The organism is Streptomyces sp. NBC_00190 (assembly GCF_036203305.1).
Classification (GTDB): Bacteria; Actinomycetota; Actinomycetes; order Streptomycetales; family Streptomycetaceae; genus Streptomyces.
In genome coordinates this window covers 3,887,055-3,913,322 of the sequence record NZ_CP108131.1, presented here as the reverse complement: position 1 = coordinate 3,913,322, position 26,268 = coordinate 3,887,055, and the positions used below count along the sequence as shown (strand labels likewise).

Here is a 26,268-nt window from a genome sequence, read left to right as displayed (position 1 = left end):
GGTCAGGCCGGGTAGGGGAGCAGTCCCGCGTTCACGGACTCCCAGGCAGCCCGCAGCTCGGCCAGCCGGGCCGGTTCCACCGCGGCCTTGTCGGCCTGCTCCCGGATGTCCCCGGCCAGGTCGAACAGCTGGTCCCGGCCCGCCTTGCCGCGGTAGTACTTCCAGTCGCCGCGGCGCAGCGCCCGCTCCCCGCGCACCCGCCAGAACAGATCGCGCTCGGCCGGCTCCTCGCCGCGCAGCAGGTACCCGGCCAGGCTCACCCCGTCCAGCGGGTACGCCCGGTGAGGCCGGGTCCCGGCCACCTCCAGCAGCGTCGCCGTCCAGTCAGGGCTGAAGACCGGGACGTGGCTGACCTGGCCGCCGTCCAGCCGCGCGGGCCAGCGCACGATGTTCGGCACCCGGATGCCGCCCTCCTGGAGGGAGGCCTTGTTGCCCGACAGCGGCCAGTTGTACGAGAAGCGCTCGCCGCCGTTGTCGCTGGAGAAGACGACCAGGGTGTCGTCCTCCTGGCCGGAGCGCCTCAGCGCCTTCAGCACCTCGCCGACCGACCGGTCGAGGTCCTCGACCATCTGCTTGTACTTCTCGACCGAGCCGGCGTCCTGGTGCCACAGGGCGCGCCCGTCGCCCGCCTTGATCCGGCGGACGATCTCGGCGCCCTGCTCCGTGTCCCCGTCGGCGATCCAGGGCCAGTGCGGGGTGGTGAAGTTCAGGTTCAGCAGCCACGGCTTGCCGTGGTGGTCGCGGGAGACGTACTCCGATGCCCGCTCGGTGATGATCCGCGTGTAGTAGCGCAGGTCCTTGTACTCGGCGTCGCCCTCGTAGAGGTCGTACTCGCCGCCCAGGCCCAGCTTGGAGTAGTACTCCAGGGCCCCGCCGAAGTTGCCGAAGAACTCGTCCCAGCCGGACTTCGTCGGGCTGTGGTCGGGCAGGTAGCCCGCGTGCCACTTGCCGATCAGCGCGGTGGAGTAGCCGGCCTCCTTCAGCAGCGAGGCCAGCGTCGGGTGGGTCGGGTCCAGACCGGCCGACCTGTCGGCGATCGGCTCGGCCAGCCCGCCCTCGGTGCGGGCCGGGTAGCGGCCGGTGTAGAGGCTGAACCGGGTCGGCGAGCAGGTCGCGGACCCCGAGTAGGCGTCGGTGAACCGGACGCCCTGGCGGGCCAGCCGGTCCAGGTTCGGGGTCTCGATGTGCGGGGAGCCGTATGAGGACAGGTCCGCCCAGCCGAGGTCGTCGCCCAGGACGAACAGGATGTTCGGGCGGCGCGAGCGTCGGCCGCGAGCCGCCCGGAAGGCGCGCTCCCCGGCCTCCGCGCGCCGCTCGCCGGCGGTCTCGGCGGCCGCGGCCGGGCCCGCTCCCAGCCCCACCGCCGCGGCGGCGGCGGTCACTCCGACGGCGCCGCCGAAGGCACGCCGGGACAGCTTGTTCTCGTACGAAGACACAGGTACTCCAGGCCATGGCCCGCCCGCCCGCTCCCGGCGGGGCGCGGGACGGCGCGCGGCGCGGCAGGGCAGGGCTGGGCGGAGCTGAAATGTGAAAAGGGGAGAAAGAGTTGTGGCTACGCGGAACAGCGACAGATGGCGCTCGCGACACGGACCAGGTCTACGTGGCGGCGCTCGACGAGGGTGACCGTGCGGTCACCGAGAGGCTGCATGGGCCGAGAGCTTGTACGAATGCGTTCGTGCATGTCAACAAGGTGATCCGAATACCGAGACGGAGGCGTCCGGTCACCCTCTGTGCTGTGACATTTCCCGGCCGTCCCCAATTCGGACCAGTGGTCGATCTCGCCTACACTCGGAAGCGTGCCTCGTGGTGATGGACGACTCAACCACGACCTGCTCCCCGGCGAAAAGGGCCCCCAGGACGCTTGCGGCGTCTTCGGTGTCTGGGCTCCGGGTGAAGAGGTCGCCAAGCTCACCTACTTCGGACTGTATGCGCTACAGCACCGTGGACAAGAGTCCGCGGGAATCGCTGTGAGCAACGGTTCCCAGATCCTCGTCTTCAAGGACATGGGCCTCGTTTCCCAAGTCTTCGACGAAACCTCTCTCGGCTCGCTCCAGGGTCATATCGCGGTCGGTCACGCCCGCTACTCGACCACCGGAGCCTCCGTCTGGGAGAACGCTCAGCCGACCTTCCGTGCGACCGCCCACGGCTCCATTGCCCTGGGTCACAACGGCAACCTGGTGAACACCGCCGAGCTTGCCGAGATGGTCGCCGACCTCCCCCGTCAGGACGGCCGTGCCACCCAGGTGGCGGCCACCAACGACACGGACCTGGTCACCGCCCTCCTGGCCGGCCAGACCGACGACGACGGCAAGCCCCTGACCATCGAGGAGTCGGCCACCAAGGTCCTCCCGAAGGTCAAGGGCGCCTTCTCGCTCGTCTTCATGGACGAGGGGACCCTCTACACCGCCCGTGACCCGCAGGGCATCCGCCCGCTGGTCCTCGGCCGCCTGGAGCGCGGCTGGGTGGTCGCGAGTGAGACCGCCGCCCTCGACATCTGCGGCGCCAGCTTCGTCCGCGAGGTCGAGCCGGGCGAGCTCATCGCGATCGACGAGAACGGCCTGCGGACCTCCCGATTCGCGGAAGCGAAGCCCAAGGGCTGTGTCTTCGAGTACGTCTACCTGGCGCGCCCGGACACCGACATCGCCGGCCGGAACGTCTACCTCTCGCGTGTCGAGATGGGTCGGCGCCTGGCCAAGGAAGCCCCGGTCGACGCCGATCTGGTGATAGCGACGCCGGAGTCCGGCACGCCCGCCGCCGTCGGATACGCCGAGGCCAGCGGGATTCCGTACGGCTCCGGCCTGGTCAAGAACGCCTACGTCGGCCGGACCTTCATCCAGCCCTCGCAGACGATCCGCCAGCTCGGCATCCGCCTGAAGCTCAATCCCCTCAAGGAAGTCATCCGGGGCAAGCGCCTGGTGGTCGTGGACGACTCGATCGTCCGCGGCAACACCCAGCGCGCCCTGGTCAAGATGCTCCGCGAGGCCGGCGCGGCCGAGGTCCACATCCGGATCTCCTCGCCGCCGGTGAAGTGGCCGTGCTTCTTCGGCATCGACTTCGCGACCCGGGCCGAGCTCATCGCCAACGGCATGACGGTCGACGAGATCGCCACGTCGCTCGGCGCGGACTCGCTCTCGTACATCTCGCTCGACGCGATGATCGAGGCGACCACCATCCAGAAGCCCAACCTCTGCCGTGCCTGCTTCGACGGCGAGTACCCCATGGAGCTGCCCGACCCGCAGCTCCTGGGCAAGCAGCTGCTGGAGACCGAGCTGGCCGGCGGCACGGACGCGGCCGACGCGCTCCGCCGCCCGTAGTCCGCGGCTTCACCCTGGCTCAACCTGCGCCGGGCCCTGTCTTTGAGGCTTCTCCCAGGGCCCGGCACCAATCGCAGTAACGACACGAAAGCTCTCTCCTGTCATGACAGAGAAGACCACCGGTGCCAGCTACGCAGCCGCAGGCGTGGACATCGAAGCGGGAGACCGCGCCGTCGAGCTGATGAAGGAGTGGGTGAAGAAGACGCAGCGCCCCGAGGTCCTCGGCGGCCTCGGCGGCTTCGCCGGCCTCTTCGACGCCTCCGCCCTCAAGCGCTACGAGCGCCCGCTGCTCGCCTCCGCCACCGACGGAGTCGGCACCAAGGTGGACATCGCCCGCCAGCTGGGCGTGTACGACACCATCGGCCACGACCTGGTCGCGATGGTCATGGACGACATCGTCGTCTGCGGTGCCGAGCCGCTCTTCATGACCGACTACATCTGCGTCGGCAAGGTCCACCCCGAGCGTGTCGCGGCGATCGTCAAGGGCATCGCCGAGGGCTGTGTCCTCGCCGGCTGCGCCCTGGTGGGCGGCGAGACCGCCGAGCACCCGGGCCTGCTGGGCCCGGACGACTTCGACGTGGCGGGCGCAGGAACGGGCGTCGTCGAGTACGACCGGCTGCTCGGCGCGGATCGCATCCGTACGGGTGACGCCGTCATCGCGATGGCGTCGTCCGGCCTTCACTCGAACGGGTACTCGCTGGTCCGGCACGTGCTCTTCGACCGCGCCGGCATGTCGCTCGACCAGCACGTGGAGGAGCTCGGCCGGACCCTCGGCGAGGAGCTCCTGGAGCCGACCAAGATCTACTCGCTGGACTGCATGGCGCTCACCCGTACGGCCGAGGTGCACGCGTACTCGCACATCACCGGCGGCGGCCTGGCGGCGAACCTGGCCCGGGTCATCCCGGACCACCTGCACGCCACGGTCGACCGGGCCACCTGGACGCCGGGCGCGATCTTCGATCTGGTCGGCAAGGCCGGGCAGGTGGAGCAGCTGGAGCTGGAGAAGACCCTGAACATGGGCGTCGGCATGATGGCCGTGGTCCCGCAGGAGTCGGTGGACGTGGCCCTGACCGCGCTCGCCGACCGGGGTGTGGACGCGTGGGTCGCGGGAGAGATCCTCGACCGCGGCGACCGTACCGAGGGTGCGACCCTCACCGGTTCCTACGCGAGCTGAGCAGCACTGAAACCCGGCCCGGGGCGATGCCCTGGACCGGGTTTCAGTCTTTTACCTGTCGTGCAGACGCCTCAGGGCGTCAAGCGCCGCGACGCTGTGCCGACGGACCGGACTCTTCGTCCTCGTCGTCGTCATCGCTGTTGTACAGATCCGCGTACTTGGCGTACGGGTCGTCGTCGTCCAGATCGTCATCGACTTCGACCGGCTCGCTGACAGGCAGCGGATCCGTCGGCGATGCGCCCAGCTCATTGGCCAGACGCGAGAGGTCAGTCCCGCCGCTGTTGTACTTCAGCTGGCGGGCGACCTTTGTCTGCTTGGCCTTGGCCCGGCCGCGCCCCATGGCTCGACCCCCTCGGTGACGGGGCTCGACGGCCCCAGAGTCTGACACGCGTTCATGGTTCGGAGCGGGCTCTCCGTGGAGAGACCGTCCGTAGGGGTTTAACGGTACCTGCTTCCGCGGCCATACGGTACGCCGCCCGCATGACGCGCCCCGGTGCAGAACCAACAAGGCGCCCCGTCCTCGCTGGTCACCGCGATTTTAACGCTTTCCTGGCCCGCGACCCGCCGAAGTGCAGTGAGTTCCGTCTCGCCGCACCCCGGCGGGCGCATCCGGGAGTCCCGCCAGGTGCCTAGACGGCGCGCGCGGCGCGGGCGTCCGCCATGCGCTGCTCGGCGATCCGGTCGGCCGCGGCGGCCGGCGGAATGCCATCCGTCTTCGCGCGAGCAAAGATCTCCAGGGTGGTGTCGAAGATCTTCGTGGCCTTGGCCTTGCAGCGGTCGAAGTCGAAACCGACCAGCTCGTCGGCGACCTGGATCACGCCGCCCGCGTTGACCACGTAGTCCGGGGCGTAGAGGATCCCGCGGTCCGAGAGGTCCTTCTCGATGCCGGGGTGGGCGAGCTGGTTGTTCGCCGCACCGCAGACGATCTTGGCGGTCAGGACCGGAACCGAGTCGTCGTTCAGGGCGCCGCCCAGCGCGCAGGGGGCGTAGATGTCGAGGCCCTCGACGCGGATCAGCGCGTCCGTGTCGGCGACCGCGGTGACCTTGCCCGGGTGCTTGTCGAGGATCCGGCGCACGGACTCTTCCCGCACATCCGTGATCACGACCTCGGCACCGTCCTCCAGGAGGTGCTCGACCAGGTAGTGGCCGACCTTGCCGACGCCCGCGACGGCGACCTTGCGGCCGCGCAGGGTCGGGTCGCCCCACAGGTGCTGGGCGCTGGCGCGCATGCCCTGGAAGACACCGAAGGCGGTGAGCACCGAGGAGTCGCCCGCGCCGCCGTTCTCGGGGGAGCGGCCGGTCGCCCAGCGGGTCTCGCGGGCCACGACGTCCATGTCGGCCACGTAGGTGCCGACGTCGCAGGCGGTCACGTAGCGGCCGCCGAGGGATTCCACGAACCGGCCGTAGGCCAGCAGCAGTTCCTCGGTCTTGAGGACGTCCGGGTCGCCGATGATCACGGCCTTGCCGCCGCCGAGGTCGAGACCGGCGAGGGCGTTCTTGTACGACATGCCGCGCGAGAGGTTCAGCGCGTCGAGGACGGCCTCCTCGTCGGAGGCGTACGCGTGGAACCGCGTACCGCCGAGGGCCGGGCCCAGAGCGGTGGAGTGGATCGCGATGACGGCCTTCAGGCCTGTGGCTCGGTCCTGGCACAGCACGACTTGCTCGTGGCCGCCCTGTTCCGTACGGAACAGGGTGTGCAGGACGCCGTCGGTCATTTCGGTCACGGTGGTGACTCCCATGGAAGAGATGCGGCGGAATGACGCCCGCCCTGCGGGTGGGGGAGGGCGTGCTGGGAGCAGAGTAAGACCTCCGGGGCGCGTGTAGTCGACCTGTCCGAGGATCGGAACCTTCCCGAGGTACGGCGGCCCCTCGGAGTACGCCCGGGCGGCGCGGGGGAGGAGGAGGGCGTGAGCGAAACCCCGGATCCCCTGCTGCCCTCCGCGCGCTCGGCGCCGACCGTCCCGTATGCCTCCTACCTGCGAGTCTACGAACCCTTGGCGGCCTTTCCCGAGGAGGAGCGCACGCACTGGGCCGATTACGCCCGGCGCGGGACGGCCCCGACCGCCCAGGACGAATTGCGCAGATCGCTCACGGACTTGGTGCGGGTGCCCCTGGTGGGGGTGCCGGCGCAGGAGAGCGCGGACGCGTTCACGGCGGAGGTCGACGGGGTGCTGCTCGTCTGCCCGTGGCGCACCCGGCTCCGCGGCTGGCTGGCGCTCCAGGAGCTGGTCGAGTGGTTCCCGCGCCCGGTGCTGGACGCGGCGCTCCCGCCGGTGATGCGCAGGCGGGCGGCCGAGGAGTACGAGCGCTGGCGCGAGCGGAACCCGGACGCGCGCCCCTGGATCCGTACGGGGGTGTGGCAGGTGCCCCTGCGCTGGTTCGTGCTGGTGGCCGACGAGGAGCGGGAGTACGTGGCGGGCGAGCGGCTGCGCTACCGGACGCCGATGGTGCAGGCGCGGCGGCGGCTCGCGCGGGCCTTGCGGACCCTGCGCGAGGCGGAGGGGTACGGGATGCTCGCCGACGGCCTGGTGGAGGTCGGGAGCTGGCTGGAGGAGTTCCACCCCCGGTCGATGGTCGAACTGGACTACGGCGGGCTGCTGCACGCGCTGCCGGCGGACCGGCTCGCGGCGGACCGGTCGGCGGGGGAGCTGGCGGCGGGGATCGCGGCCTTGCGGGCGGGGGACGCGGAGGGGGCGGCCGAGGCGTACGGGGAGCTGGCGGACCGGTGGCGGGCGGTCCGGGAAAGACTGTTCGCGAATTAGCCCCCGAGGGCCGAAACTGGCTCCGGCAGGCCTCGCGGCACCCGTACGGACCCCCGCGTATCGGCCGAACGGTCATAAATGGCTGATCAGAGCCTTGATCATGGCATTCAGGACTTAGTGCCAGGACCTACGTCCCGATACGGGCCATTGGCCCAAGCGTGACGGACCGCACTAACTACACCCTTGCGCCCTTCCCCTACCCTCGTGCCAAAATAGGACAAGGAGTCCGGGGAGGGTTCCTTCCGCCCAACTAAGGGCGGAATGCTCGGCATTGCGCTCTACGGGGGGTCTGACGACTCCTGATCGCTCTGTGACTGATCGTCACAGTGGGGTGACTGTCCGTTATGGGACGGTCCATCGGCTTCCGCCGCTGATGAACACCTCGGAGGGCAATTCCGTCGGTTTGGCCCTTAGGGCTGGACGGATGGTGTAGTTGTAGTGCCGAGGACAAGCCGTTCGTCCTATAACCGACTCGGCCCGCGTATGTCCATTTCGGGCAACGCGGGCCAAGGTGCAGAATTTAGAGGAAAGAACCGAGATGGTTCGGTTCTCCCGAGGAGGCCGCTCATGACCGCTCGCACCCCTGATGCCGAGCCGCTGCTGACCCCGGCTGAGGTTGCCACGATGTTCCGCGTGGACCCGAAGACGGTCACTCGCTGGGCCAAGGCTGGCAAGCTCACGTCCATCCGCACCCTGGGTGGACACCGCCGTTACCGCGAGGCTGAGGTTCGCGCCCTGCTCGCGGGAATTCCGCAGCAGCGCAGCGAGGCCTGAGGTCGCGCAAACACCCCGCTTTAACGGGTCTATCGGGTCCCCCAATCCGATGAAACCCACATAGCTTCATACGGCCGGACCTGCCCCAACAGGACCTCAGTCGTCGATCGCGCTGGACTCCGCCGGGTCCAGCGCGATCTTTTTTATGCCCAGGTCAGGGCGGCATCGAACAGATCGCGGCGGAGCCTACGGGTAGGTGCCATTGCACATATTAAATCGAGCCCGTGTATGGGTGCGATAAAAGTACATGTCCCAAAAACCCGTGCGGTGACTCCCGTCACAGATGATCACTCTTGTATTACCGGCCGTGTTCCCCGTAATGGGGACGCGCCTCGCGCGGTGCATCCCGCGAACGGGGGAATCTCGACCGCGGGGCGGCGGGGGTGACGGGCGATGCGACAGGTGGAGCGCTGACAGGTGGCGCGGCGCGCGGCCCGGCGGGCCGCCACGGGCCGCCGTGGCCGCCGGATGAGGCGAGAGGGTCCGGAAGGGCGAGGAGGGGCCGCCCGACGGCACCCGGGGCCGTGCGGGCCCCACAGGACGCCGGGGCGGCCGAGGGCGCCAAGGCCGCCCGGAAGGTTTTCCCGCCAACGCGTCAGGGCCCGTATCCCCTGGGGGATACGGGCCCTGACGTTTCTGCGAACCTGACGGGACTTGAACCCGCGACCTCCACCTTGACAGGGTGGCGAGCTAACCAACTGCTCCACAGGTCCTTGATTTGCGGCCGCTGGGCGGCTGCGAATCAGACTGTACCGCAGCTCAGGGGGTGCAGTCGAACCGGATCACGGGGCCGCCGCGTCCACGGCCTTCACGATCCGCTTGTCGGAGATCGGATACGCCGTCCCGAGCGCGTGCGCGAAGTAGCTGACCCGCAGTTCCTCGATCATCCAGCGGATGTCGGTGACCGCCGCCGGCACCGGCCGTCCCTTCGGCAACTGCTCCAGCAGCCAGGCGTACTCGTCCTGCATCTCGTGGACCTTCTCCATGCGCGTGGTGTCGCGCTGGACGCCCGTGGGCATCTGCTGGAGCCGCCGGTCCACCGCCACCAGGTAGCGCATGAGGTCCGGCAGCCGGTGCAGCCCGGTGAGCGTCACGAAGCCGGCCGGCATGAGGGCCGCCAGCTGCGTCTTGACGTCCTGGATGTTCGCGACCAGCGCCAGGCTGCCCGTGGCCTTCAGACGGCGCTCACAGGCCTGCCAGGCGGCCAGTACCTGCTGCACCTGGCCGACCGTACGCACGGTCGTGTCCACCAGGTCGGCGCGGACGGCCTCGTAGAGCTTGCGGAAGCCCGCCTCGTCCCACGCCGGGCCACCGTGGTCGGCGATCAGCTTGTCGGTCGCCGCGGTGGCGCAGTCGTCGAACAGCGCCTGGATGGAGCCGTGCGGGTTCCTGGAGAGGGCGAGCTTCTGCTGGTTGGTCAGGTGGTCCGAGGCGAACTTCGCGGGATTCACCGGGATGTTCAGCAGGATGAGCTTGCGCGTGCCCAGCCACATCGCCTGCTGCTGCTCGGCCTCGGTGTCGAAGAGCCGTACCGACACGGTCGTGCCCTCGTCCACCAGCGCCGGGTAGGCCTTCACCGGCTGGCCCGCCCGACGGGTCTCGAAGACCTTGGTCAGCGTGCCGATCGTCCAGTCGGTGAGCCCGGTGCGCTCCACCGACTCCCCGCCCGCCCGCTCGGCCGTGGCCGCGGCGGCCTTGGACAGGGCCTGGCGGGCCTTGGGCTTCAGGCGCAGCCGCAGCGCCTCCAGGTCCTTGTCCTCGGCGAGGTTCTTGCGACGCTCGTCGACGATCCGGAAGGTGATCTTCAGGTGATCCGGGATCCGGCTGAGGTCGAAGTCCTCGGCCGAGACCGGGACCCCGACCATCCGCTGGAGCTCGCGCGCCAGCGTCACGGGCAGCGGCTCCTGCAGGGGCACCGCCGTGTCCAGGAAGCGGGTCGCGAAGTTCGGCGCGGGCACGTAGTGCCGGCGGATCGGCTTCGGCAGCGAGCGGATCAGCTCGGTGACGACCTCCTCGCGCAGACCCGGGATCTGCCAGTCGAAGCCCTCGTCGGTGACCTGGTTCAGCACCTGGAGCGGGATGTGGACGGTCACGCCGTCCGCGTCCGCGCCCGGCTCGAACTGGTAGGTCACCCGGAACTTCAGCTGCCCCTGCCGCCAGGAGTCCGGATAGTCGGCCTTGGTGACCCCGGCCGCCTTCTCGGTCAGCAGCATCGCGCGCTCGAAGTCGAGGAGTTCGGGCTCCTCGCGCTTCTTGTGCTTCCACCAGGAGTCGAAGTGCGCCCCCGACACCACGTGCGCGGGGATCTTCTGGTCGTAGAAGTCGAAGAGGGTCTCGTCGTCCACCACGATGTCGCGGCGCCGGGCCCGGTTCTCCAGCTCCTCCACCTCGGTGAGGAGCTTGCGGTTGTCGGCGTAGAACTTGTGGTGCGTGCGCCAGTCCCCCTCGACCAGCGCGTTGCGGATGAACAGCTCGCGCGAGACCTCGGCGTCGATCCGGCCGTAGTTGATCTTCCGCTGGGCCACGATCGGTACGCCGTACAGCGTGACCTTCTCGTACGCCATCACGGCCGCCTGGTCCTTCTCCCAGTGCGGCTCGCTGTACGTGCGCTTGATCAGGTGCTGCGCGAGCGGCTCCACCCACTCGGCCTCGACCTTGGCGTTGACCCTCGCCCACAGCCGCGAGGTCTCCACCAGCTCCGCCGACATCAGGAACTTCGGCTGCTTCTTGAACAGCGCCGAGCCCGGGAAGACCGCGAACTTGGCGCCGCGGGCGCCGAGGTACTCGTTCTTGTCCGTGTCCTTCAGGCCGATGTGCGAGAGCAGACCGGCCAGCAGGGAGATGTGGACGTGCTGTTCGGGGGCGTCGGCCTCGTTGACGTGGATGCCCATGGTCTTGGCGACCGTACGCAGCTGCGAGTAGATGTCCTGCCACTCGCGGATCCGCAGGAAGTTCAGGTACTCCTGCTTGCACATCCGGCGGAAGGAGGACGAGCCGCGCTCCTTCTGCTGCTCGCGCACATAGCGCCACATGTTCAGGAACGAGAGGAAGTCGCTTGTCTCGTCCTTGAACCGGGCGTGGTTCTGGTCGGCCTGCGTCTGCTTGTCCGAGGGGCGCTCGCGCGGGTCCTGGATGGACAGGGCCGCCGCGATGACCATGACCTCGCGCACGCAGTTGTTCTTGTCGGCCTCGACGACCATGCGGGCCAGGCGCGGGTCCACGGGCAGCTGGGAGAGCTGGCGGCCCATCTGGGTGAGGCGCCTCGACGGATCCTTCTCGGACGGATCCAGCGCGCCGAGCTCCTGGAGGAGCTGCACGCCGTCGCGGATGTTGCGGTGGTCCGGCGGGTCGATGAAGGGGAACTTCTCGATCTCGCCGAGGCCGGCCGCGGTCATCTGGAGGATGACGGAGGCCAGGTTGGTGCGCAGGATCTCGGCGTCCGTGAACTCCGGGCGGCCGTTGAAGTCGTCCTCGGAGTAGAGCCGGATGCAGATGCCGTCGCTGGTGCGGCCGCAACGGCCCTTGCGCTGGTTGGCGCTGGCCTGCGAGATCCGTTCGATGGGCAGGCGCTGCACCTTGGTCCGGTGGCTGTAGCGGGAGATCCGGGCGGTGCCCGGGTCGATCACGTACTTGATGCCCGGGACGGTGAGGGAGGTCTCGGCGACGTTGGTCGCGAGGACGATCCTCCTGCCGGTGTGCTGCTGGAAGACGCGGTGCTGCTCGGCGTGCGAGAGGCGCGCGTAGAGCGGGAGCACCTCCGTGAAACGGAGATTGCGCTTGTTGAGGGCGTCCGCCGTGTCGCGGATCTCGCGCTCTCCGGACAGGAAGACCAGGATGTCGCCCGGCCCCTCGGAGTGGAGCTCGTCCACGGCCTCGCAGATCGCGGTGATCTGGTCGCGGTCGCTGTCGTCCCCCTCCTCTTCGAGCAGGGGCCGGTAACGGACCTCGACCGGGTACGTCCGCCCGCTGACCTCGACGATCGGCGCGTCCCCGAAGTGCCGGGAGAACCGCTCCGGGTCGATGGTCGCCGAGGTGATGATCACCTTGAGGTCGGGGCGCTTCGGCAGCAGGGTGGCGAGATAGCCGAGCAGGAAGTCGATGTTCAGCGACCGCTCGTGGGCCTCGTCGATGATGATCGTGTCGTACGCGCGCAGCTCGCGGTCCGTCTGGATCTCGGCGAGCAGGATGCCGTCGGTCATCAGCTTCACGAAGGTCGCGTCCTGGTCCACCTGGTCGGTGAACCGGACCTTCCAGCCGACCGTCCGGCCGATCTCGGACTTCAGCTCCTCGGCGATGCGCTCCGCGACCGTACGGGCGGCGATCCGGCGGGGCTGGGTGTGCCCGATCATGCCCCGGACGCCGCGGCCCAGCTCCATGCAGATCTTGGGGATCTGCGTGGTCTTGCCGGAGCCGGTCTCGCCCGCGACGATCACGACCTGGTGGTCGCGTATCGCTTCGGCGATCTCGTCCTTCTTCTGGCTGACGGGCAGGTTCTCGGGATACGTGACCTCCGGCATCCGCGAGGCACGGCCGGCCAGTCGCGCGGCGGCCTTCTCGGCCTCCGCGGCGATCTCGTCGAGCACGGCCTGCTTGGCCTCGGGCTTGCGGATACGGCGGGCGCCCTCTAGGCGGCGGCCGAGGCGGTGCGCGTCGCGGAGGGAGATCTCACCGAGAAGCGTCTGCAGGGCGGCGAAGGAAGTAGACATACCTGGTCGAGGATCTCACCCGGGGCCGCCGGGTGGCGAACGCATTTGTGAGGCGGACCCGTACCATTTCGGGACGACTCCGTCAGTATCCGAGCAGTACGCGAGTGAGAGGCCGCCCACCATGTCCCGCCCCCGCCGCCTCTGGTGCCGATGGGGCTGTGCCGCTCTGGCGGTGATGGCCGGCCTCGCCGCGGTGATCTGCGCGGTGATCCCGTCAGCGGCCGGCTCCGCCACGGCTGCCTCCGCCACGGCCGGCCCGGCCGGGGTGACGGCCCGGGCGGTGCCGTCGGCGGCCGCGGTGCGCGGGCTGATACCGGCCCGGGCCGTGCCGGGCCCGGCGGCGGCGGCGCCGGACGCCGCTCGGTGGCACGTGGCCGCGGTCGCCGACGGCCGGGGGCCGTCGTGCGCCCCAGGGGCCCCGGACCACGGCGGCCTCCCCGCCGTACCGCCGCGCACCGGGTCCGACCACGCCCAGGTCCCGCCGGCCCGGCTGTGCCCCGAAGCGGCTCGGACGCACGGGACGACGCCCGTACGGATCCTCGTACGCGGACCCGACGGGCCGGCGCCCGGCCCGGTGGAGCTCTCCGTGATGCGGATCTAGGAGGACCGGTTGTACCGGTCCCCTCGTCATCCGCAGCTCTGGAGCACCCCTATGTCTTGGCCCTCCCGCAAGCCCTCCCGCAAGTCCCTCCTCGCCTCCGCCGGGGTCGCGGTCGCCGCGATCACCCTCGGCCTCGTCTCCTGGCAGGCCACCGCCCCCGCCGACGAGCCCTCCGGCGGCCCCGCGGCCTCCGCCGCGCCCCGCCGGGACCCCGCCGCCGCACTGAAGGCGCTGGCCCGCCGCGAGGCCGGTGACAAGCTCGCCGTCGGCAGCGCGGACGCGCCCGTCGTGCTGATCGAGTACTCCGACTTCAAGTGCGGCTACTGCGGCAAGTTCGCCCGGGACACCGAGCCCCAGCTGATCGAGCGGTACGTGCACGACGGCACGCTGCGCATCGAGTGGCGCAACTTCCCGATCTTCGGCGCCGAATCCGAAGCCGCCGCCAAGGCCGCCTGGGCGGCCGGGCAGCAGGACCGGTTCCGGCAGTTCCACGAAGCCGCGTACGCCGACGGCTCCAAGGAGAAGGGCTTCGGCGAGGACCGCCTCCTGGAGCTGGCCCGGCAGGCCGGCGTCCCCGACCTGGAGCGCTTCAAGAAGGACATGGCCGGGGAGCAGGCCGCCGCGGCCCTGAAGAAGGACCAGGAGGAGGGCTACGCCATCGGCGTCACCTCCACCCCGTCCTTCCTGGTCAACGGGCAGCCGCTCGCGGGCGCCCAGCCGATCGGCGCCTTCACGGCGGCCATCACCCAGGCCAGGACGGCGGCGGGGAAGTGACCGGCATCGGATACCTGGCCGCCCTGCTCGGCGGCCTCCTCGCGCTGCTCAGCCCGTGCAGCGCCCTGCTGCTCCCCGCCTTCTTCGCGTACTCGATCGACTCGGCGTCCCGGCTGCTGGCGCGGACCGGGATCTTCTACGCGGGCCTCGCGAGCACCCTCGTACCGCTGGGGGCGGCTGGCTCGTACGCGGGGCGGTTCTTCCACGGCAACCGTGACGCGCTGGTCCTCGCCGGCGGCTGGCTGATCATCGCGCTCGGGCTCGCCCAGATCCTCGGCCTGGGATTCGCCTCGAAGCGCGCCTCGGAGCTGTCGGGCAGGATCCGGCCGACGACCGCCCTGTCGGTGTACGCCCTCGGCGCGGTCTACGGCCTGGCCGGCTTCTGCGCCGGCCCGATCCTGGGCAGCGTCCTGACGGTCGCGGCGGTCAGCGGCAGCCCGGTCTACGGCGGCCTGCTGCTCGCGGTCTACGCGCTGGGGATGGCCGTACCGCTGTTCGTGCTGGCCCTGCTGTGGGAGCGCTTCGACCTGGGCAGGCGGCGCTGGCTGCGCGGCCGGGCCTTGCGGGCGGGCCGCTTCGAGCTGCACACCACCTCGCTGCTGTCGGGGCTGTTCTTCATCGCGCTGGGCGTGATGTTCCTGGCCTTTGACGGGGCGAGCGCGCTGCCGGGGCTGCTGGACGTGGACGATTCGTTCGCGGTGGAGCAGCGGGTCCGGTCCCTGGCGGCCGCGGTCCCGGACGGGGTGCTGCTCGGCCTGGTCGCGGCGGGGGCGGTGGCCTTCGGACTGGTGCAGTGGCGCCGCAAGGCCCGGGCGGTCACCGAAGGGGAGTAACCACAGAAGGCCCCGTCCGATGGACGGGGCCTTCTTGATGGTGGCTGGGGCCGGGGTCGAACCGGCGACCTATCGCTTTTCAGGCGATCGCTCGTACCAACTGAGCTACCCAGCCACGAAACCGTTTCCGGCTTCAGCGATCCTGACGGGACTTGAACCCGCGACCTCCACCTTGACAGGGTGGCGAGCTAACCAACTGCTCCACAGGACCTTGCAGTGTGCGAGAACAAGTCTTGCACACGGTAATGCGTACCCCCAACGGGATTCGAACCCGTGCTACCGCCTTGAAAGGGCGGCGTCCTGGGCCACTAGACGATGAGGGCTAAAGGCCCGCCGGGCACTTTCCAGCGCGTCGGGGACGTGAGAAGCATATGGGATCCGGGGAGCGATCGCCAAAACGGTTTCCCCCGGCAGGCGGGGGGTGCACCTGCCGGGGGGACAATGGCCCGGTGCTGGAGATGACGCGCGAGGAGTTCGAAGAGCTCGTCGCAGAGGCCCTGGACCGGATCCCTCCGGAGCTGACGCGGCTGATGGACAACGTGGCGGTGTTCGTCGAGGACGAGCCGCCCAGTGACGACCCCGAGCTGCTCGGCCTGTACGAGGGGACCCCGCTGACGGACCGCGGCGAGTGGTACGCCGGAGTGCTGCCGGACCGGATCACGATCTACCGGAACCCCACCTTGCGGATGTGCGAGGACCGGGAGAGCGTGGTCGCGGAGACGGAGGTCACCGTGGTGCACGAGATCGCCCACCACTTCGGGATCGACGACGACCGGCTGCACGCCCTGGGCTACGGGTGACCCGGCCGGTCCCCGGCGGTGAGGCGATCGACCCGGACGTCGACCTGCACGTTCCCGCGCAAGCCGCCGAGCCCCGGGGCCGGGTGCTCGCGGCGGTGGCGGCGGGCGGGGCGCTCGGGGCCTCGGCGCGGTACGGGATGCTCCTGCTGTGGCCGGCCGGACCCGCGGGCTTCCCGTGGGCGACCCTCTGGATCAACACGATCGGCTGCGCCCTGATCGGCGTACTGATGGTGCTGATCAGCGAGGGCGGCCGGCCGTCGCCGCATCCGCTCGTGCGGCCCTTCGCCGGGGTCGGGATCCTCGGCGGCTTCACCACCTTCTCGACCTACGCGGCGGACTTCTCGCGGCTCCTGGACGAGGGAGAGGCGGACACCGCGCTGGCCTACGCCGGGCTGACGGTGGCCACGGCGCTCGGCGCGGTGTGGGCGGCGGCCTCCGTGACCCGGTGGGCGCTGCGGCGGCGGTGGCGCCGGTGAACTGGCTGCTCGTGATCGCGGGCGCGGTGGTGGGCGCGCCGCTGAGGTACCTGACGGACCGTGCGGTGCAGGCGGGGCACGACTCGGTGTTCCCGTGGGGCACCTTCGTGGCCAACGCGGCCGCCTGCCTGGTGCTGGGGGTGCTGACCGGCGCGCTGCTGGCCGGGGCCGCCTCCTCGCAGCTGCAACTGCTGCTGGGGACGGGCCTGTGCGGGGCGCTGAGCACGTACTCGACCTTCTCGTACGAGACGCTGCGGCTGGCCGAGCGCGGCTGGGTGTTCCTCGCGGCGGCGAACGTGGCGGCTTCGGTGCTGGTCGGGCTGGGCTCCCTACACCTCGGGTCGCAGGTGGCGCAGCAGCTGTTCGGCTGAGGGCGTGTCCCTAACGGGGCAAAGGGAGTTGGGCACATTGACCCGCTCATGCGGACCCGCTCATCCTCAGGCTCCGGAGGTGCCCCGTGCGCCAGTTGTCCGCTTCCCTCCGACTGGCCGTCACCGCGCTCGCGGTCGCGGCGACGGCCGGCTGCATGAGCGTCGGCGACGACGCCGCGAAGCCCGGGGCCTCCTCCGCGGCGGACCGCAAGGGCACCGACGCGCGGGGTGCCTCCACGGCCGGGAAGGGCTCCGGGGTCCACGGCAACGGGCACGGCACGAGGGAGGGCGCGGGGAGCCAGGACGGCAGGCCCAAGGAGGACGGCAAGGCGTCCGGCGCGACCGGGGGCTCGCCGAGCCCGGGGGCGACGGGCGCCAAGCCGGGAGTGCCCTCGCCGTCGGCGGGACCGGGCGGCGGCGCGGGCGGTCAGGGCCCGCAGCAGCCGTCCGGGGGTGGTTCGGCCGGTTCGGCCGGTGCGGGGGGCTCCGGCGGCTCCGGCGGATCGGCCGGTTCCGGCGGCGCGGGCGGTTCGGGTGGCGGCCAGCCGTCGGCCAGCCCGGTCCCGGACCCGCCGGCCACGACGCCTCCTGTGACGGAACCCACGCCGCTGCCGACGAGCCCGCAGCCCGATCCGAGCACCCAGCCGGGGACGCAGTCCTAGCGCCGGGAGCCGCCCCACCCGCTCCACCCGTCTCTCGGACTATGGCTGTTTTCGCAGGTCAGAGCCGTTATGGTCGGAGCGACTTGCCAGACCCGGGGGAGGGTGCGTATGGTTATAGATCGTTTGATCCCATTGCCCGGCGCCGAATCCGAAGAGCGCCGTGTGGCGCGTACTCTCCCTAGCCGTGGCTGACCGCATTGAGGCGGTCGATTTGCGATTCACGGAGTTTGGGCGCGTGCCGAGACTCCGGAAGGTTTCGCATTTCGCATGTCCATTTCCAGTTCTGACCGTGCCGTCATGCCCGAGAACGACTCCCACGAGATCGTCGACGCCGTTGAGACCCTTGTGGTCGACGAGGCGATCGAGGCTCTTGAGGCAGACGTGACGATCAACGAGTCCGACGAGTTCAACGACTCCGTCGACTCCACCGACGACTTCGACGGCGACGACGACGCCGAGCCCACGATCACCTTCGGCGACCTCGGTCTGCCCGACGGCATCGTGCGCAAGCTCGCGCAGAACGGCGTCACCGCCCCCTTCCCGATCCAGGCCGCGACCATCCCGGACGCCCTGGCCGGCAAGGACATCCTCGGCCGTGGCCGCACCGGCTCCGGCAAGACCCTCTCCTTCGGTCTGCCGACCCTGGCCCGCCTGGCCGGTGGCCACACCGAGAAGAAGAAGCCCCGCGCGATCATCCTCACGCCGACCCGTGAGCTCGCGATGCAGGTCGCGGACGCCCTCCAGCCCTACGGCGACGTGCTCGGCCTGAAGATGAAGGTCGTCTGCGGCGGTACCTCCATGAGCAACCAGATCTACGCCCTGGAGCGCGGTGTCGACGTCCTCGTCGCCACCCCGGGCCGTCTGCGCGACATCATCAACCGTGGCGCCTGCTCCCTGGAGAACGTCGAGGTCGCGGTCCTCGACGAGGCCGACCAGATGGCCGACCTGGGCTTCCTGCCCGAGGTCACCGAGCTGCTCGACCAGGTCCCGGCCGGCGGCCAGCGCATGCTCTTCTCCGCCACCATGGAGAACGAGATCGGCACCCTGGTCAAGCGCTACCTGTCCAACCCCGTCACGCACGAGGTCGACAGCGCGCAGGGCAACGTCACGACCATGACGCACCACGTCCTCGTCGTGAAGCCGAAGGACAAGGCGCCGGTCACGGCCGCCATCGCCGCCCGCAAGGGCCGCACCATCATCTTCGTCCGCACCCAGCTGGGCGCCGACCGCATCGCCGAGCAGCTCGTCGAGGCCGGCGTGAAGGCCGACGCGCTGCACGGCGGCATGACGCAGGGCGCCCGTACCCGCGTCCTCGCCGACTTCAAGGACGGCTACGTCAACGCGCTCGTCGCCACCGACGTCGCCGCCCGCGGCATCCACGTCGACGGCATCGACCTGGTCCTGAACGTGGACCCGGCCGGCGACCACAAGGACTACCTGCACCGCTCGGGCCGTACGGCGCGAGCCGGCAAGTCCGGTGTCGTGGTCTCCCTGGCCCTGCCGCACCAGCGCCGCCAGATCTTCCGCCTGATGGAGGACGCGGGCGTCGACGCCTCGCGCCACATCGTCCAGGGCGCCGGCGCCTTCGAGCCGGAGGTCGCCGAGATCACCGGTGCGCGTTCGCTGACCGAGGTCCAGGCCGACTCCGCGAACAACGCCGCCAAGCAGGCCGAGCGCGAGGTCGCCGAGCTCACCAAGCAGCTGGAGCGTCTGACCCGCCGCGCCGGCGAGCTGCGCGAGGAGGCCGACCGCCTGGTCGCCCGCTCCGCGCGTGAGCGTGGCGAGGACCCGGAGGCCGCTGTCGCCGAGGTGGCCGAGGCCGCCGAGGCCGAGGTCGCGGCTGCTGCCGCCGCCGCTGCCGCCGAGCTGGCCGCGCAGGAGCGCCGCGAGGAGCAGCGCGCCCAGCGCGACGACCGCGGCAACTTCGAGCGCCGTGACAACCGCGGTGGCGACCGTGGCGGTGACCGTGGCGGCTTCCGCCGTGACGACCGCGGTGGCGACCGTGGCGGTGACCGTGGCGGCTTCCGCCGTGACGACCGCGGTGACCGTGGTGGCGACCGTGGCGGCTTCCGCCGTGACGACCGTCCGTCGGGTGGCTTCCGTTCCGGTGGCGACCGTCCGTCCGGTGGTGGCTTCCGTTCCGGTGGCGACCGTCCGTCCGGTGGCTTCAACCGTGACGACCGTGGTGGCGACCGTGGCGGCTTCCGCCGTGACGACCGTCCGTCGGGTGGCTTCCGTTCCGGTGGCGACCGTCCGTCCGGTGGTGGCTTCCGTTCCGGTGGCGACCGTCCGTCCGGTGGCTTCAACCGTGACGACCGCGGTGACCGTGGTGGCGACCGTGGCGGCTTCCGCCGCGACGACCGTCCGTCCGGTGGCTTCAACCGCGACGACCGCCCCTCCGGCGGCTTCCGCTCCGGCGGCGGCGACCGTCCGTTCAACCGCGACCGTCGTGACGACCGTCCGTCCGGTGGCTTCCGCTCCGGCGGCGCCGGCGACCGTCCGTACGGCCGCCGCGACGACCACCGCCCGTCGGGCTCCGGTTCCACTGGCTCCTTCGGCGGCCGCCGCGACGACAAGCCGCGCTGGAAGCGCAACGGCTGATCCCAGCTGAGCTGAACCCCTGACAGGGCCCCCACGACACGGTCGTGGGGGCCCTGTCGCGTGGTGCCGCGTACGGAGTTCGCACGAGGCGGGCCCGAAGGGCGTGATGCTCCTGGAGGCCGTCGTCCCGGGCGGGACGGCCCAGCCGCTGACGTCGACAGGCCGGTCAGCCGATACCCGATCGGCTGACGGGCGCTGTCCGGCTATGCTCTGGGGTGAGCACCTGGAGGGCCATTAGCTCAATTGGCAGAGCAGCGGACTTTTAATCCGTTGGTTGTCGGTTCGAGTCCGACATGGCCTACCGCTCACAGGCGGGGGGTTGACCCCTCTGACCTGGCGCTGAGCGCCCCATCCGGTTCCGGCCGGTGGGGCGCTCAGTCGTTTTTGGATCCTCGTGCCGTTCACACTCTGGGCAGGAGTGGGCATCTGACCTTTAATCAGGATCAGGCGGGCCCCGGGGAGGGGGCTTCGGCGGAGGAGGTGCCGTGGAAGAGCTGGAACCGGGGGATCCCAGGAAGTTGGGCAGGTACCGCATCGTCGCTCGGCTCGGATCGGGCGGGATGGGCCGCGTCTACCTGGCGCGGTCGGTGAGCGGACGGGCGTTGGCGGTCAAGGTCGTACGGGCGGAACTCGCCGAAGACCCGGAGTTCCGGCGGCGCTTCGCACGGGAGGTCGAGGCCGCCCGGCGGGTGACGGGATTCTTCACCGCCGCGGTCGTCGACGCCGACCTGGAGGGGACGCCGGCCTGGCTGGCCACGGCCTACGTCGAGGGGATGTCGCTCCAGCAGGCCGTACACGCCCACGGCGCGTGGCCGCAGCGGTCCGTGCTCGCCCTGGGGACGGGACTGGGCGAGGCGTTGGAGGCCATCCACCGGGCCGGGCTGGTGCACAGGGACCTGAAGCCCTCGAACGTCCTGCTGGCCGCCGACGGTCCGAGGGTGATCGACTTCGGCATATCCGTCGGGTCCGATCTGAGCGCGGTGACCCAGACGGCCGCGGCGATCGGCACTCCCGGTTTCATGTCGCCGGAGCAGGTCAGGGGCGAGCCGGTCGGGCCGGCCGCGGACGTCTTCGCGCTGGGCGGCGTACTCGCGTACGCGGCGACCGGGGCCGGTCCGTTCGGGACCGGATCGGCGCACGTGGTGAACTTCCGCGCGGTCTACGAGGAGCCCGATCTCACGGGGCTGCCGCCCGGCCTGGAAGTGATCGGCCGGTGTCTGGTCAAGGAACCCGGGCTGAGGCCCACGGTGTCCGAGGTGGTGTCGGAACTCGCCCAGGCGCTCGGGACGGGCGACAGCGAAGTGACCCCGACCGTGACCGCGACCGCCATCCTGACCGAGAGGCAATGGCTTCCCGAGGCCGTGGCCGTCGCCCTGCCCACGGACGTGACCGAGCCGCAGCCGCCACGCGCGGGGGCGGACGAGCCCGGCACCACGGTGGTGTCGGACGACGCGCAGAACGCGCCGGCGCCGAGCCCGACCGAGGTCTGGCTCACCCCGGGAGCCACGGCCTTCCTCGACCAGCTCCAGGCCACGCGCGACGCGGGCGGCCCGGTGCAGGACTTCCTGCTGAACGGCGGAGCGGTGCTGCCGGTCGCCGATTTCCCGGCGCTGGTGTCGTACCTGCGCTCCGAGGACATGGAAGAGGAGGCCCACACGCTCCTCGTCGGAGGCGCGCAGCGCCGGAACGCGTCCGACGTCGCGGTGCTGGTCGACACCTTGAGAGGTGCGGGAGCCATGGCCCGCGTATCCGCCGCGGGCGACTCGGCGGCGGTGGTCCGGTTCTGTGCCCAGCGCATGACCAGCGACCTGATCAGGATCCTCGACGACCTGGACTGGCTGGGGAGGGCTCCGCTGAAGGGCGAGGTGATCCGGGCCGCGGCGCGCCACCGCTTCCCCGGCAGGCTGGATCTGCTGATCACCGAACTGAGGGAAGCCGGGCGCCAACAGGACGCCGACGAGGTGGAGCGGCAGCGCCGGTAGCCGAAGCGCCCCACCCGACGTCATCGGGTGGGGCGCTTCGGCTTACGGGGTACCGGTCAGGCCGAGAGGCCGCGGCGGCGACGGGCACCGAGCCAGGCGACGGCCGCACCGAGGGTGACCAGGGCGGCCGCGAGGCCGGCGTACAGGCCCGTGCCCGAGCCCGCGCCGGTGCTGGCGAGGGAGCCGGTGGCCGAACCCGTGGTGGTCACGTTGGTGTTGCCCGAGGTGACGGCGGCCGAGGAGGTGGCCGCGGCCGGCTTGACCGTGGTGGTGGACGAGGTCTTGGAGGGCGTGGTGGACGGGGTCGGGCTCGGGGTGGGCTGCGTCTCCACGATCGGGGAGAGCGGGAACTTCACGGAGCCGAAGTTGAACGGCCAGGTGTTGCCCTTGGTCAGCGAGACCTCGACCGACATCGTGACGGTGGTCTTCTGCTTGAGCTTGGTGTCCTTGCCGAGGCTGACCCGCAGCGGCAGGGTGCGGATGCCGGACGCGGCGCTGAATCCCTTGGGGATCTCGGGCAGCGCGTACTGGCCGTCCTTGGCCGTCAGGTCCTGCCAGCGGCCGTCGACCATGGCCTGCAGCCGGAAGTCGGCCTTCTCCTCGCCCGGGTGCGTCAGGCTCAGGGTGCTCGCCAGCGCGGAGTCGAAGGAACCGTCGCCGGTGGCCTGGTAGTTCAGGTCCAGGTACGCGCGCTGCTCCTGGCCGTCCTTGCCGGAGCTGATCTGCTTGAACGAGGTCTTCAGGGCGCCCGCCTTGATCTGCGGGTCGACCTTGAACACGCGGGAGCCCTTGGCGGAGGGGTCCACGGAGTTGTTGTAGCTGTCGGCGGTGAACTTGAAGTCCCCGTCGTTGGTCGGGTAGTTCGCGCCGAGACCGAGGGTGACCTTCCAGGTCATCTTGCCGTTCGCGGGGATGTCGAAGCCGTGCGAGGCGTCCGGCCCGGAGGCCGCCGGGTAGAACAGGCCCTGCCACTCGCCGTCCTGCTGGCCGATCGAGAACTTGGTCGCCGGGGCGTCCACCGCGTCGACCTTGAAGACGACGGCGTCGTGCTCCAGCGGGCTCGGGCCGGTCGGGTTCAGGAGCATCCACGGGTTGTACGTGACGGGCTTGCCGGTCGGGTTCTTCACCGTGAGGTCGAAGGTCTCGGTGGCGCCGCCGCGGCTCAGCGGACCGCTGGGGACGGGAGCGCCCATCTCCGTACGCAGCACGGCGTGGTCGTCGGCGGTGGGTGCGGCGGACGCTGCGGTGGCCGAGAGCGGCAGCAGAGTGGTGACAACGCCGGCGACGACTGCGATGGCGGCTGCGGTGCGAACGGACATGGTGGACTCCCCCCAGGAATCACAGGGGCATCGGCAGAGCGCCGAGCCGTTGGTGTGGTTGCTGTCGCCCGGCCGGTCCGTGTTCCCCCCTGGCCTTGGCGACAGGTGAATCCTCGCCCGGATCCGATCCCGGAACCATCCCTGAAGTGTCACCGGCGTGCAACAGAGATGATCTTCGTTGACGGGCCCCCGATCCCGGCCCGTTCCGGGTCCCGCGGAAGTCCGGTTTCAGGGCTCTGACCTGTGGTGATGTGGGTCTTTGAGGTGGGTTGGCGATTAATTGGCGGAGCCCTCCCCCCGGATGGCGTAGAGTTGTGTTTACCGACGCGGGGTGGAGCAGCTCGGTAGCTCGCTGGGCTCATAACCCAGAGGTCGCAGGTTCAAATCCTGTCCCCGCTACTCAGTACGAAGGCCCGGTTCCCTTGGGAACCGGGCCTTCGTCGTGTTCCGGCCTGCCGGCCGACGGCGCGCAGGACTGTGTGTAATTGAAAGAATGCTCTCCGCAAGGAAACTGACGACTCGTCATGCCCGGCGTGTGGCCGGAGAGGTGGGGAGTCGCTTGATTTTTGCCCGACTTGATCCGCTTTTGCTGCGGAAAGGCGTGGCCAAGACTCATCGGTGAGTGGCCGATTGGTACGAACGATCAAGCGCAACAGCTTGGAATCACTCCCCCGCGTCTATTACCTTTCGATAACGCAGCGCGGTCGTCCCAGCCGTCGCAAGAGATGGCGCCCTGCGCGTGCGTGTCAACGAGGAGTGTGCCCCGGTGGCCTCCAACTTGCCTGCCCCTGAAGGCACCGAGATCCAGGAGCCGCCCACCGCGGGTGCCTGGGGCGAGTGGAATCCCACCGAGGATTCGGTCCGTCCGGTCCGCGGCAAGCACCGGGTGGCCAAGCAGCGCGGCGGACTCGCGCGCAGCTCCACCGTGCTGGGCGTCGGTGTCATCGCGGCGGTCGGCGCGGGCGGCATCGCCACCGCGCAGGACCGCCCCCAAGTCGCGATATCCCTGCCGTCGCTGCCCGACCTGATGCCCGACGGCGCCGACGGCGGGTTCACCGCGGACGACGTCCGCCAGGCGGAGGACGCTTCCGGGGAGGCGGCCGGGGCGGCCGCGAGGAACGGGATCATCCCCCAGCAGTCCGACCGGAGCGCGGACGCCGGTGAGGTGCTGCGCAACCGCATCCTCCAGCAGGCCGACTCCCAGCACGCCGCCGCGGCGGCGCAGGCGCAGGCGGAGGCCGAGCGGGCCGCCCGCGAGACCGCCGCCCAGGAGGCCAAGGCCAAGGTGGACGCCGCGCGCAAGGTGGCCGAGGAAGCTGCGGCGCAGGCCGAGGCGAAGGCGGCGCAGGAGGCCGAGGAGGCCCGGAAGGCCGCCGAGGCCAAGGCCGAGCAGGAGCGCGTCGCCAAACTGGCCGGGAGCTACTCCCTGCCCACCTCCGCCTACACCCTCACCTCGCACTACGGCGACTCCGGCTCCATGTGGTCCTCCGGCTACCACACGGGCCTCGACTTCGCCGCTCCCACCGGCACCCCGGCCAAGGCCGTGGCCGCCGGGAAGATCGCCTCGGCCGGCTGGTCCGGCGCGTACGGCTACCGGATCGTGCTGCAGCTGGATGACGGTACGGAGGTCTGGTACTGCCACCTCTCCTCGATGTCGGTGACCTCCGGCACGGTCGCTCCCGGCGAGACCATCGGCCGCGTCGGCGCCACCGGCAACGTCACCGGACCCCATCTCCACCTGGAAGTCCGCAAGGGCGGCTCGACGATCGACCCGCTGCCGTGGCTGACCTCCAAGGGCCTTGACGTCTAGGCGACGGAGACGGCCTGGGCGCCGGTACGCCGGCCAGCGCCTCGGCGGGTGCGGCGCCGCGGTACGGCCCGCGGTCCAGCGGGTCGAACCAGGGCGGAAGCAGCTCCTCCATGACCGCCGCCCGGGCCAGCGCGGGGCCCGCCGTCGCCCGGCGCTGCCAGAGGCTGCGGAGCAGCTCCCGCTCCCGGCCGGCGAAATCCGGCTCGCGCACCGGGCCGCCCCGGCGCGCCCGGTTGCGCAGCAGCGCCAGGGCCGCCGCGTCCGCCTCGTACAGGGCGACCGCCCGCCCGGCGGCCCGGCCACCGCTGCGCCGGGCCAGGCTGCGGGCCAGCGACCGGGCCGGCATCGAGGCCAGGGCCGGGACCTCGGCCGGACCGAGCCAGCCGGCGGCCGCGTACAGCGCGAGCTCCCCGGCGACGGCCCGCAACCGGCGTCGCCTTATCCGGACCGCCAGCCACAGCAGCACCCCGAACGCCGGGACCATCACGCAGCCGTAGACCACGTAGAACCCGGACTCCCCGAACTGGGAGGCGCTGTTCCACAGCGCGTGCATGGTCATGGCGAGCGCCAGGCCGAGCAGCGGCAAACCGATCCTGCGCACCCGGCGGGCGCTGACCGCGGCCGCGCCGAAACCGAGCCCGGTGAGCACGGTGAACAGCGGATGCGCGAACGGCGACAGCACCACCCGTACGAAGAACGTCGCCGCCGTCACCGAGTCCAGGACGCCGGTGCCTTCGGCCACGTCCTCACCGAAGGCGTTGCCCAGGTAGAGGATGTTCTCGGTGAAGGCGAAGCCGGTGGCGGTGAAGCCGGCCACCACGAAGCCGTCGGCGGGGCCGGTGAAATGCCGTCTGCGGAAGACGAAGACGAGGAGCAGGGCCGCCGCCTTGGCACACTCCTCCACCACGGGGGCGATCGCCACCGAGCCGAGGGCGTCGGCATCGGCGGGGTCGGCCGTGGCCGCGGCTATCCACTCGGTGGCGAAGCTGTTGGCCAGTATGGCGATCAGCGCGGCCGTGCAGGCGCCCCAGCCGAAGCAGAACAGCAGCTGGAGCCAGGGCGCGGGCGCGGCCCGGCCGACCCACCGGAAGGCCGCCATGAGGGGCGCCACCGGTAGCAGGGCCAGGCCGAGGCCTACGAAGAAGCCTGCTGTGCCCGTCTGTTCCCGTACGAGTTCGAGGATCGCGATCCCCGTGCCGGCGAGCAGGACGACGAGCACGCACACGCGGACCGTGCCCGACGGGCGTGCGAGCCGGGCGAGCTGAGGGCGGAGCGCTCGGAACACATGATGACCCTACCGAGTCGTTCC

21 protein-coding genes and 6 tRNA genes are annotated in these 26,268 nt (G+C 70.7%); 16 read left to right on the top strand and 11 right to left on the bottom strand.

All coding sequences use genetic code 11. From position 1 onward, the window contains the following. Positions 1-2: 2 nt before the first annotated feature. Positions 3-1,436: a sulfatase-like hydrolase/transferase gene (locus tag OG429_RS18760; RefSeq protein ID WP_328926455.1), complete on the bottom strand. Its 1,434-nt coding sequence runs from the start codon at positions 1,434-1,436 to the stop codon at positions 3-5. A 116-nt stretch (positions 1,437-1,552) separates the two neighbouring features. After that, on the bottom strand, positions 1,553-1,648 hold the full coding sequence (locus tag OG429_RS41465; RefSeq protein ID WP_324617183.1) for a putative leader peptide: 96 nt from the start codon (positions 1,646-1,648) through the stop codon (positions 1,553-1,555). A 148-nt stretch (positions 1,649-1,796) separates the two neighbouring features. On the opposite strand from OG429_RS41465, the gene purF reads away from it, so the two are divergent. Beyond that, entirely contained in the window at positions 1,797-3,314 is a 1,518-nt protein-coding gene (gene purF / locus OG429_RS18755) for an amidophosphoribosyltransferase (protein WP_328926454.1), read from the top strand. Positions 3,315-3,417: 103 nt separating this feature from the next. Then, the gene (purM, locus tag OG429_RS18750) at positions 3,418-4,488 is read left to right on the top strand and encodes a phosphoribosylformylglycinamidine cyclo-ligase (RefSeq protein ID WP_328926453.1); all 1,071 of its coding nucleotides are present in this window, start codon (positions 3,418-3,420) and stop codon (positions 4,486-4,488) included. A 79-nt stretch (positions 4,489-4,567) separates the two neighbouring features. Here purM and OG429_RS18745 read toward each other — a convergent pair whose 3' ends face one another. Further along, positions 4,568-4,828 carry a DUF3073 domain-containing protein gene (locus OG429_RS18745; protein ID WP_328926452.1) on the bottom strand — a complete coding sequence of 87 codons (261 nt, stop codon included), beginning with the start codon at positions 4,826-4,828 and terminating at the stop codon, positions 4,568-4,570. Positions 4,829-5,117: 289 nt separating this feature from the next. Beyond that, positions 5,118-6,212 carry a Leu/Phe/Val dehydrogenase gene (locus OG429_RS18740; RefSeq protein WP_328926451.1) on the bottom strand — a complete coding sequence of 365 codons (1,095 nt, stop codon included), beginning with the start codon at positions 6,210-6,212 and terminating at the stop codon, positions 5,118-5,120. Positions 6,213-6,395: 183 nt separating this feature from the next. Here OG429_RS18740 and OG429_RS18735 point away from each other — a divergent pair, with 183 nt between their 5' ends. Then, positions 6,396-7,250: a hypothetical protein gene (locus OG429_RS18735; protein WP_328926450.1), complete on the top strand. Its 855-nt coding sequence runs from the start codon at positions 6,396-6,398 to the stop codon at positions 7,248-7,250. A gap of 567 nt (positions 7,251-7,817) precedes the next feature. Further along, complete coding sequence (gene bldC, locus OG429_RS18730) at positions 7,818-8,024, top strand: developmental transcriptional regulator BldC (protein ID WP_003949541.1); 207 nt, start codon at positions 7,818-7,820, stop codon at positions 8,022-8,024. 639 nt (positions 8,025-8,663) lie between these two features. Here bldC and OG429_RS18725 read toward each other — a convergent pair. Further along, positions 8,664-8,737: transfer RNA gene (locus tag OG429_RS18725), tRNA-Asp, on the bottom strand. A gap of 69 nt (positions 8,738-8,806) precedes the next feature. Next, positions 8,807-12,730 (bottom strand): ATP-dependent RNA helicase HrpA, encoded by a 3,924-nt coding sequence (gene hrpA / locus OG429_RS18720; protein ID WP_328926449.1) that lies wholly within the window; start codon positions 12,728-12,730, stop codon positions 8,807-8,809. A gap of 121 nt (positions 12,731-12,851) precedes the next feature. Here hrpA and OG429_RS18715 point away from each other — a divergent pair, with 121 nt between their 5' ends. The 3 genes from OG429_RS18715 to OG429_RS18705 are packed head-to-tail and all read left to right on the top strand — an operon-like array spanning position 12,852 to position 14,938. Further along, positions 12,852-13,331 carry a hypothetical protein gene (locus OG429_RS18715; RefSeq protein ID WP_328926448.1) on the top strand — a complete coding sequence of 160 codons (480 nt, stop codon included), beginning with the start codon at positions 12,852-12,854 and terminating at the stop codon, positions 13,329-13,331. A 51-nt stretch (positions 13,332-13,382) separates the two neighbouring features. Beyond that, on the top strand, positions 13,383-14,105 hold the full coding sequence (locus OG429_RS18710; protein WP_328926447.1) for a DsbA family protein: 723 nt from the start codon (positions 13,383-13,385) through the stop codon (positions 14,103-14,105). After that, positions 14,102-14,938 carry a cytochrome c biogenesis CcdA family protein gene (locus OG429_RS18705; RefSeq protein WP_328926446.1) on the top strand — a complete coding sequence of 279 codons (837 nt, stop codon included), beginning with the start codon at positions 14,102-14,104 and terminating at the stop codon, positions 14,936-14,938. Before OG429_RS18710 ends, OG429_RS18705 begins: the two co-directional genes overlap by 4 nt. A 38-nt stretch (positions 14,939-14,976) precedes the next feature. On the opposite strand, the gene OG429_RS18700 is transcribed toward OG429_RS18705, so the two are convergent. The 3 genes from OG429_RS18700 to OG429_RS18690 all read right to left on the bottom strand — a co-directional run bounded on the left by OG429_RS18700 (position 14,977) and on the right by OG429_RS18690 (position 15,261). Further along, positions 14,977-15,053, bottom strand: a tRNA-Phe gene (locus OG429_RS18700). Between the two features lie 22 nt (positions 15,054-15,075). Continuing rightward, positions 15,076-15,149 (bottom strand) — tRNA-Asp (locus OG429_RS18695). Positions 15,150-15,188: 39 nt separating this feature from the next. Then, positions 15,189-15,261 (bottom strand) — tRNA-Glu (locus OG429_RS18690). A 126-nt stretch (positions 15,262-15,387) separates the two neighbouring features. Between OG429_RS18690 and OG429_RS18685 the strand changes: the two genes are divergently transcribed. The 7 genes from OG429_RS18685 to OG429_RS18655 all read left to right on the top strand — a co-directional run bounded on the left by OG429_RS18685 (position 15,388) and on the right by OG429_RS18655 (position 21,830). Then, the gene (locus OG429_RS18685) at positions 15,388-15,738 is read left to right on the top strand and encodes a metallopeptidase family protein (RefSeq protein ID WP_328926445.1); all 351 of its coding nucleotides are present in this window, start codon (positions 15,388-15,390) and stop codon (positions 15,736-15,738) included. Further along, positions 15,735-16,214, top strand: a complete 480-nt coding sequence (locus OG429_RS18680; RefSeq protein WP_405679546.1) for a FluC/FEX family fluoride channel — start codon at positions 15,735-15,737, stop codon at positions 16,212-16,214. Before OG429_RS18685 ends, OG429_RS18680 begins: the two co-directional genes overlap by 4 nt. Then, complete coding sequence (locus tag OG429_RS18675; protein WP_328926444.1) at positions 16,211-16,585, top strand: fluoride efflux transporter FluC; 375 nt, start codon at positions 16,211-16,213, stop codon at positions 16,583-16,585. The genes OG429_RS18680 and OG429_RS18675 overlap by 4 nt, the downstream gene beginning before the upstream one ends. A gap of 86 nt (positions 16,586-16,671) precedes the next feature. Beyond that, positions 16,672-17,247 (top strand): hypothetical protein, encoded by a 576-nt coding sequence (locus tag OG429_RS18670; RefSeq protein WP_328926443.1) that lies wholly within the window; start codon positions 16,672-16,674, stop codon positions 17,245-17,247. 267 nt (positions 17,248-17,514) lie between these two features. After that, positions 17,515-19,848, top strand: a complete 2,334-nt coding sequence (locus OG429_RS18665) for a DEAD/DEAH box helicase (protein ID WP_405679549.1) — start codon at positions 17,515-17,517, stop codon at positions 19,846-19,848. A gap of 228 nt (positions 19,849-20,076) precedes the next feature. After that, positions 20,077-20,149, top strand: a tRNA-Lys gene (locus tag OG429_RS18660). Between the two features lie 184 nt (positions 20,150-20,333). Next, positions 20,334-21,830, top strand: coding sequence for a serine/threonine-protein kinase (locus OG429_RS18655; RefSeq protein ID WP_328926441.1), 1,497 nt, complete (start codon positions 20,334-20,336; stop codon positions 21,828-21,830). Between the two features lie 56 nt (positions 21,831-21,886). Here the strand turns inward: OG429_RS18655 and OG429_RS18650 are convergent, their stop codons facing one another. Further along, positions 21,887-23,149: a hypothetical protein gene (locus tag OG429_RS18650; RefSeq protein WP_328926440.1), complete on the bottom strand. Its 1,263-nt coding sequence runs from the start codon at positions 23,147-23,149 to the stop codon at positions 21,887-21,889. A gap of 325 nt (positions 23,150-23,474) precedes the next feature. Here OG429_RS18650 and OG429_RS18645 point away from each other — a divergent pair. Further along, positions 23,475-23,548: transfer RNA gene (locus OG429_RS18645), tRNA-Met, on the top strand. A 367-nt stretch (positions 23,549-23,915) separates the two neighbouring features. Further along, positions 23,916-24,959, top strand: a complete 1,044-nt coding sequence (locus OG429_RS18640; RefSeq protein WP_405679553.1) for a M23 family metallopeptidase — start codon at positions 23,916-23,918, stop codon at positions 24,957-24,959. Here the strand turns inward: OG429_RS18640 and OG429_RS18635 are convergent. Further along, positions 24,868-26,244, bottom strand: a complete 1,377-nt coding sequence (locus tag OG429_RS18635) for a PrsW family intramembrane metalloprotease (RefSeq protein WP_405679555.1) — start codon at positions 26,242-26,244, stop codon at positions 24,868-24,870. The two genes, OG429_RS18640 and OG429_RS18635, sit on opposite strands and share 92 nt — an antisense overlap. Positions 26,245-26,268 lie beyond the last annotated feature (24 nt).

Coding starts and splice junctions, on each gene's coding strand:
- bldC (WP_003949541.1), top strand. CDS start 7,818: ATGACCGCTCGCACCCCTGATGCCGAGCCGCTGCTGACCCCGGCTGAG.
- OG429_RS18665 (WP_405679549.1), top strand. CDS start 17,515: ATGTCCATTTCCAGTTCTGACCGTGCCGTCATGCCCGAGAACGACTCC.
- OG429_RS18650 (WP_328926440.1), bottom strand. CDS start 23,149: ATGTCCGTTCGCACCGCAGCCGCCATCGCAGTCGTCGCCGGCGTTGTC.
- OG429_RS18710 (WP_328926447.1), top strand. CDS start 13,383: ATGTCTTGGCCCTCCCGCAAGCCCTCCCGCAAGTCCCTCCTCGCCTCC.
- hrpA (WP_328926449.1), bottom strand. CDS start 12,730: ATGTCTACTTCCTTCGCCGCCCTGCAGACGCTTCTCGGTGAGATCTCC.
- OG429_RS18745 (WP_328926452.1), bottom strand. CDS start 4,828: ATGGGGCGCGGCCGGGCCAAGGCCAAGCAGACAAAGGTCGCCCGCCAG.
- OG429_RS18715 (WP_328926448.1), top strand. CDS start 12,852: ATGTCCCGCCCCCGCCGCCTCTGGTGCCGATGGGGCTGTGCCGCTCTG.
- OG429_RS41465 (WP_324617183.1), bottom strand. CDS start 1,648: ATGCAGCCTCTCGGTGACCGCACGGTCACCCTCGTCGAGCGCCGCCAC.
- purM (WP_328926453.1), top strand. CDS start 3,418: ATGACAGAGAAGACCACCGGTGCCAGCTACGCAGCCGCAGGCGTGGAC.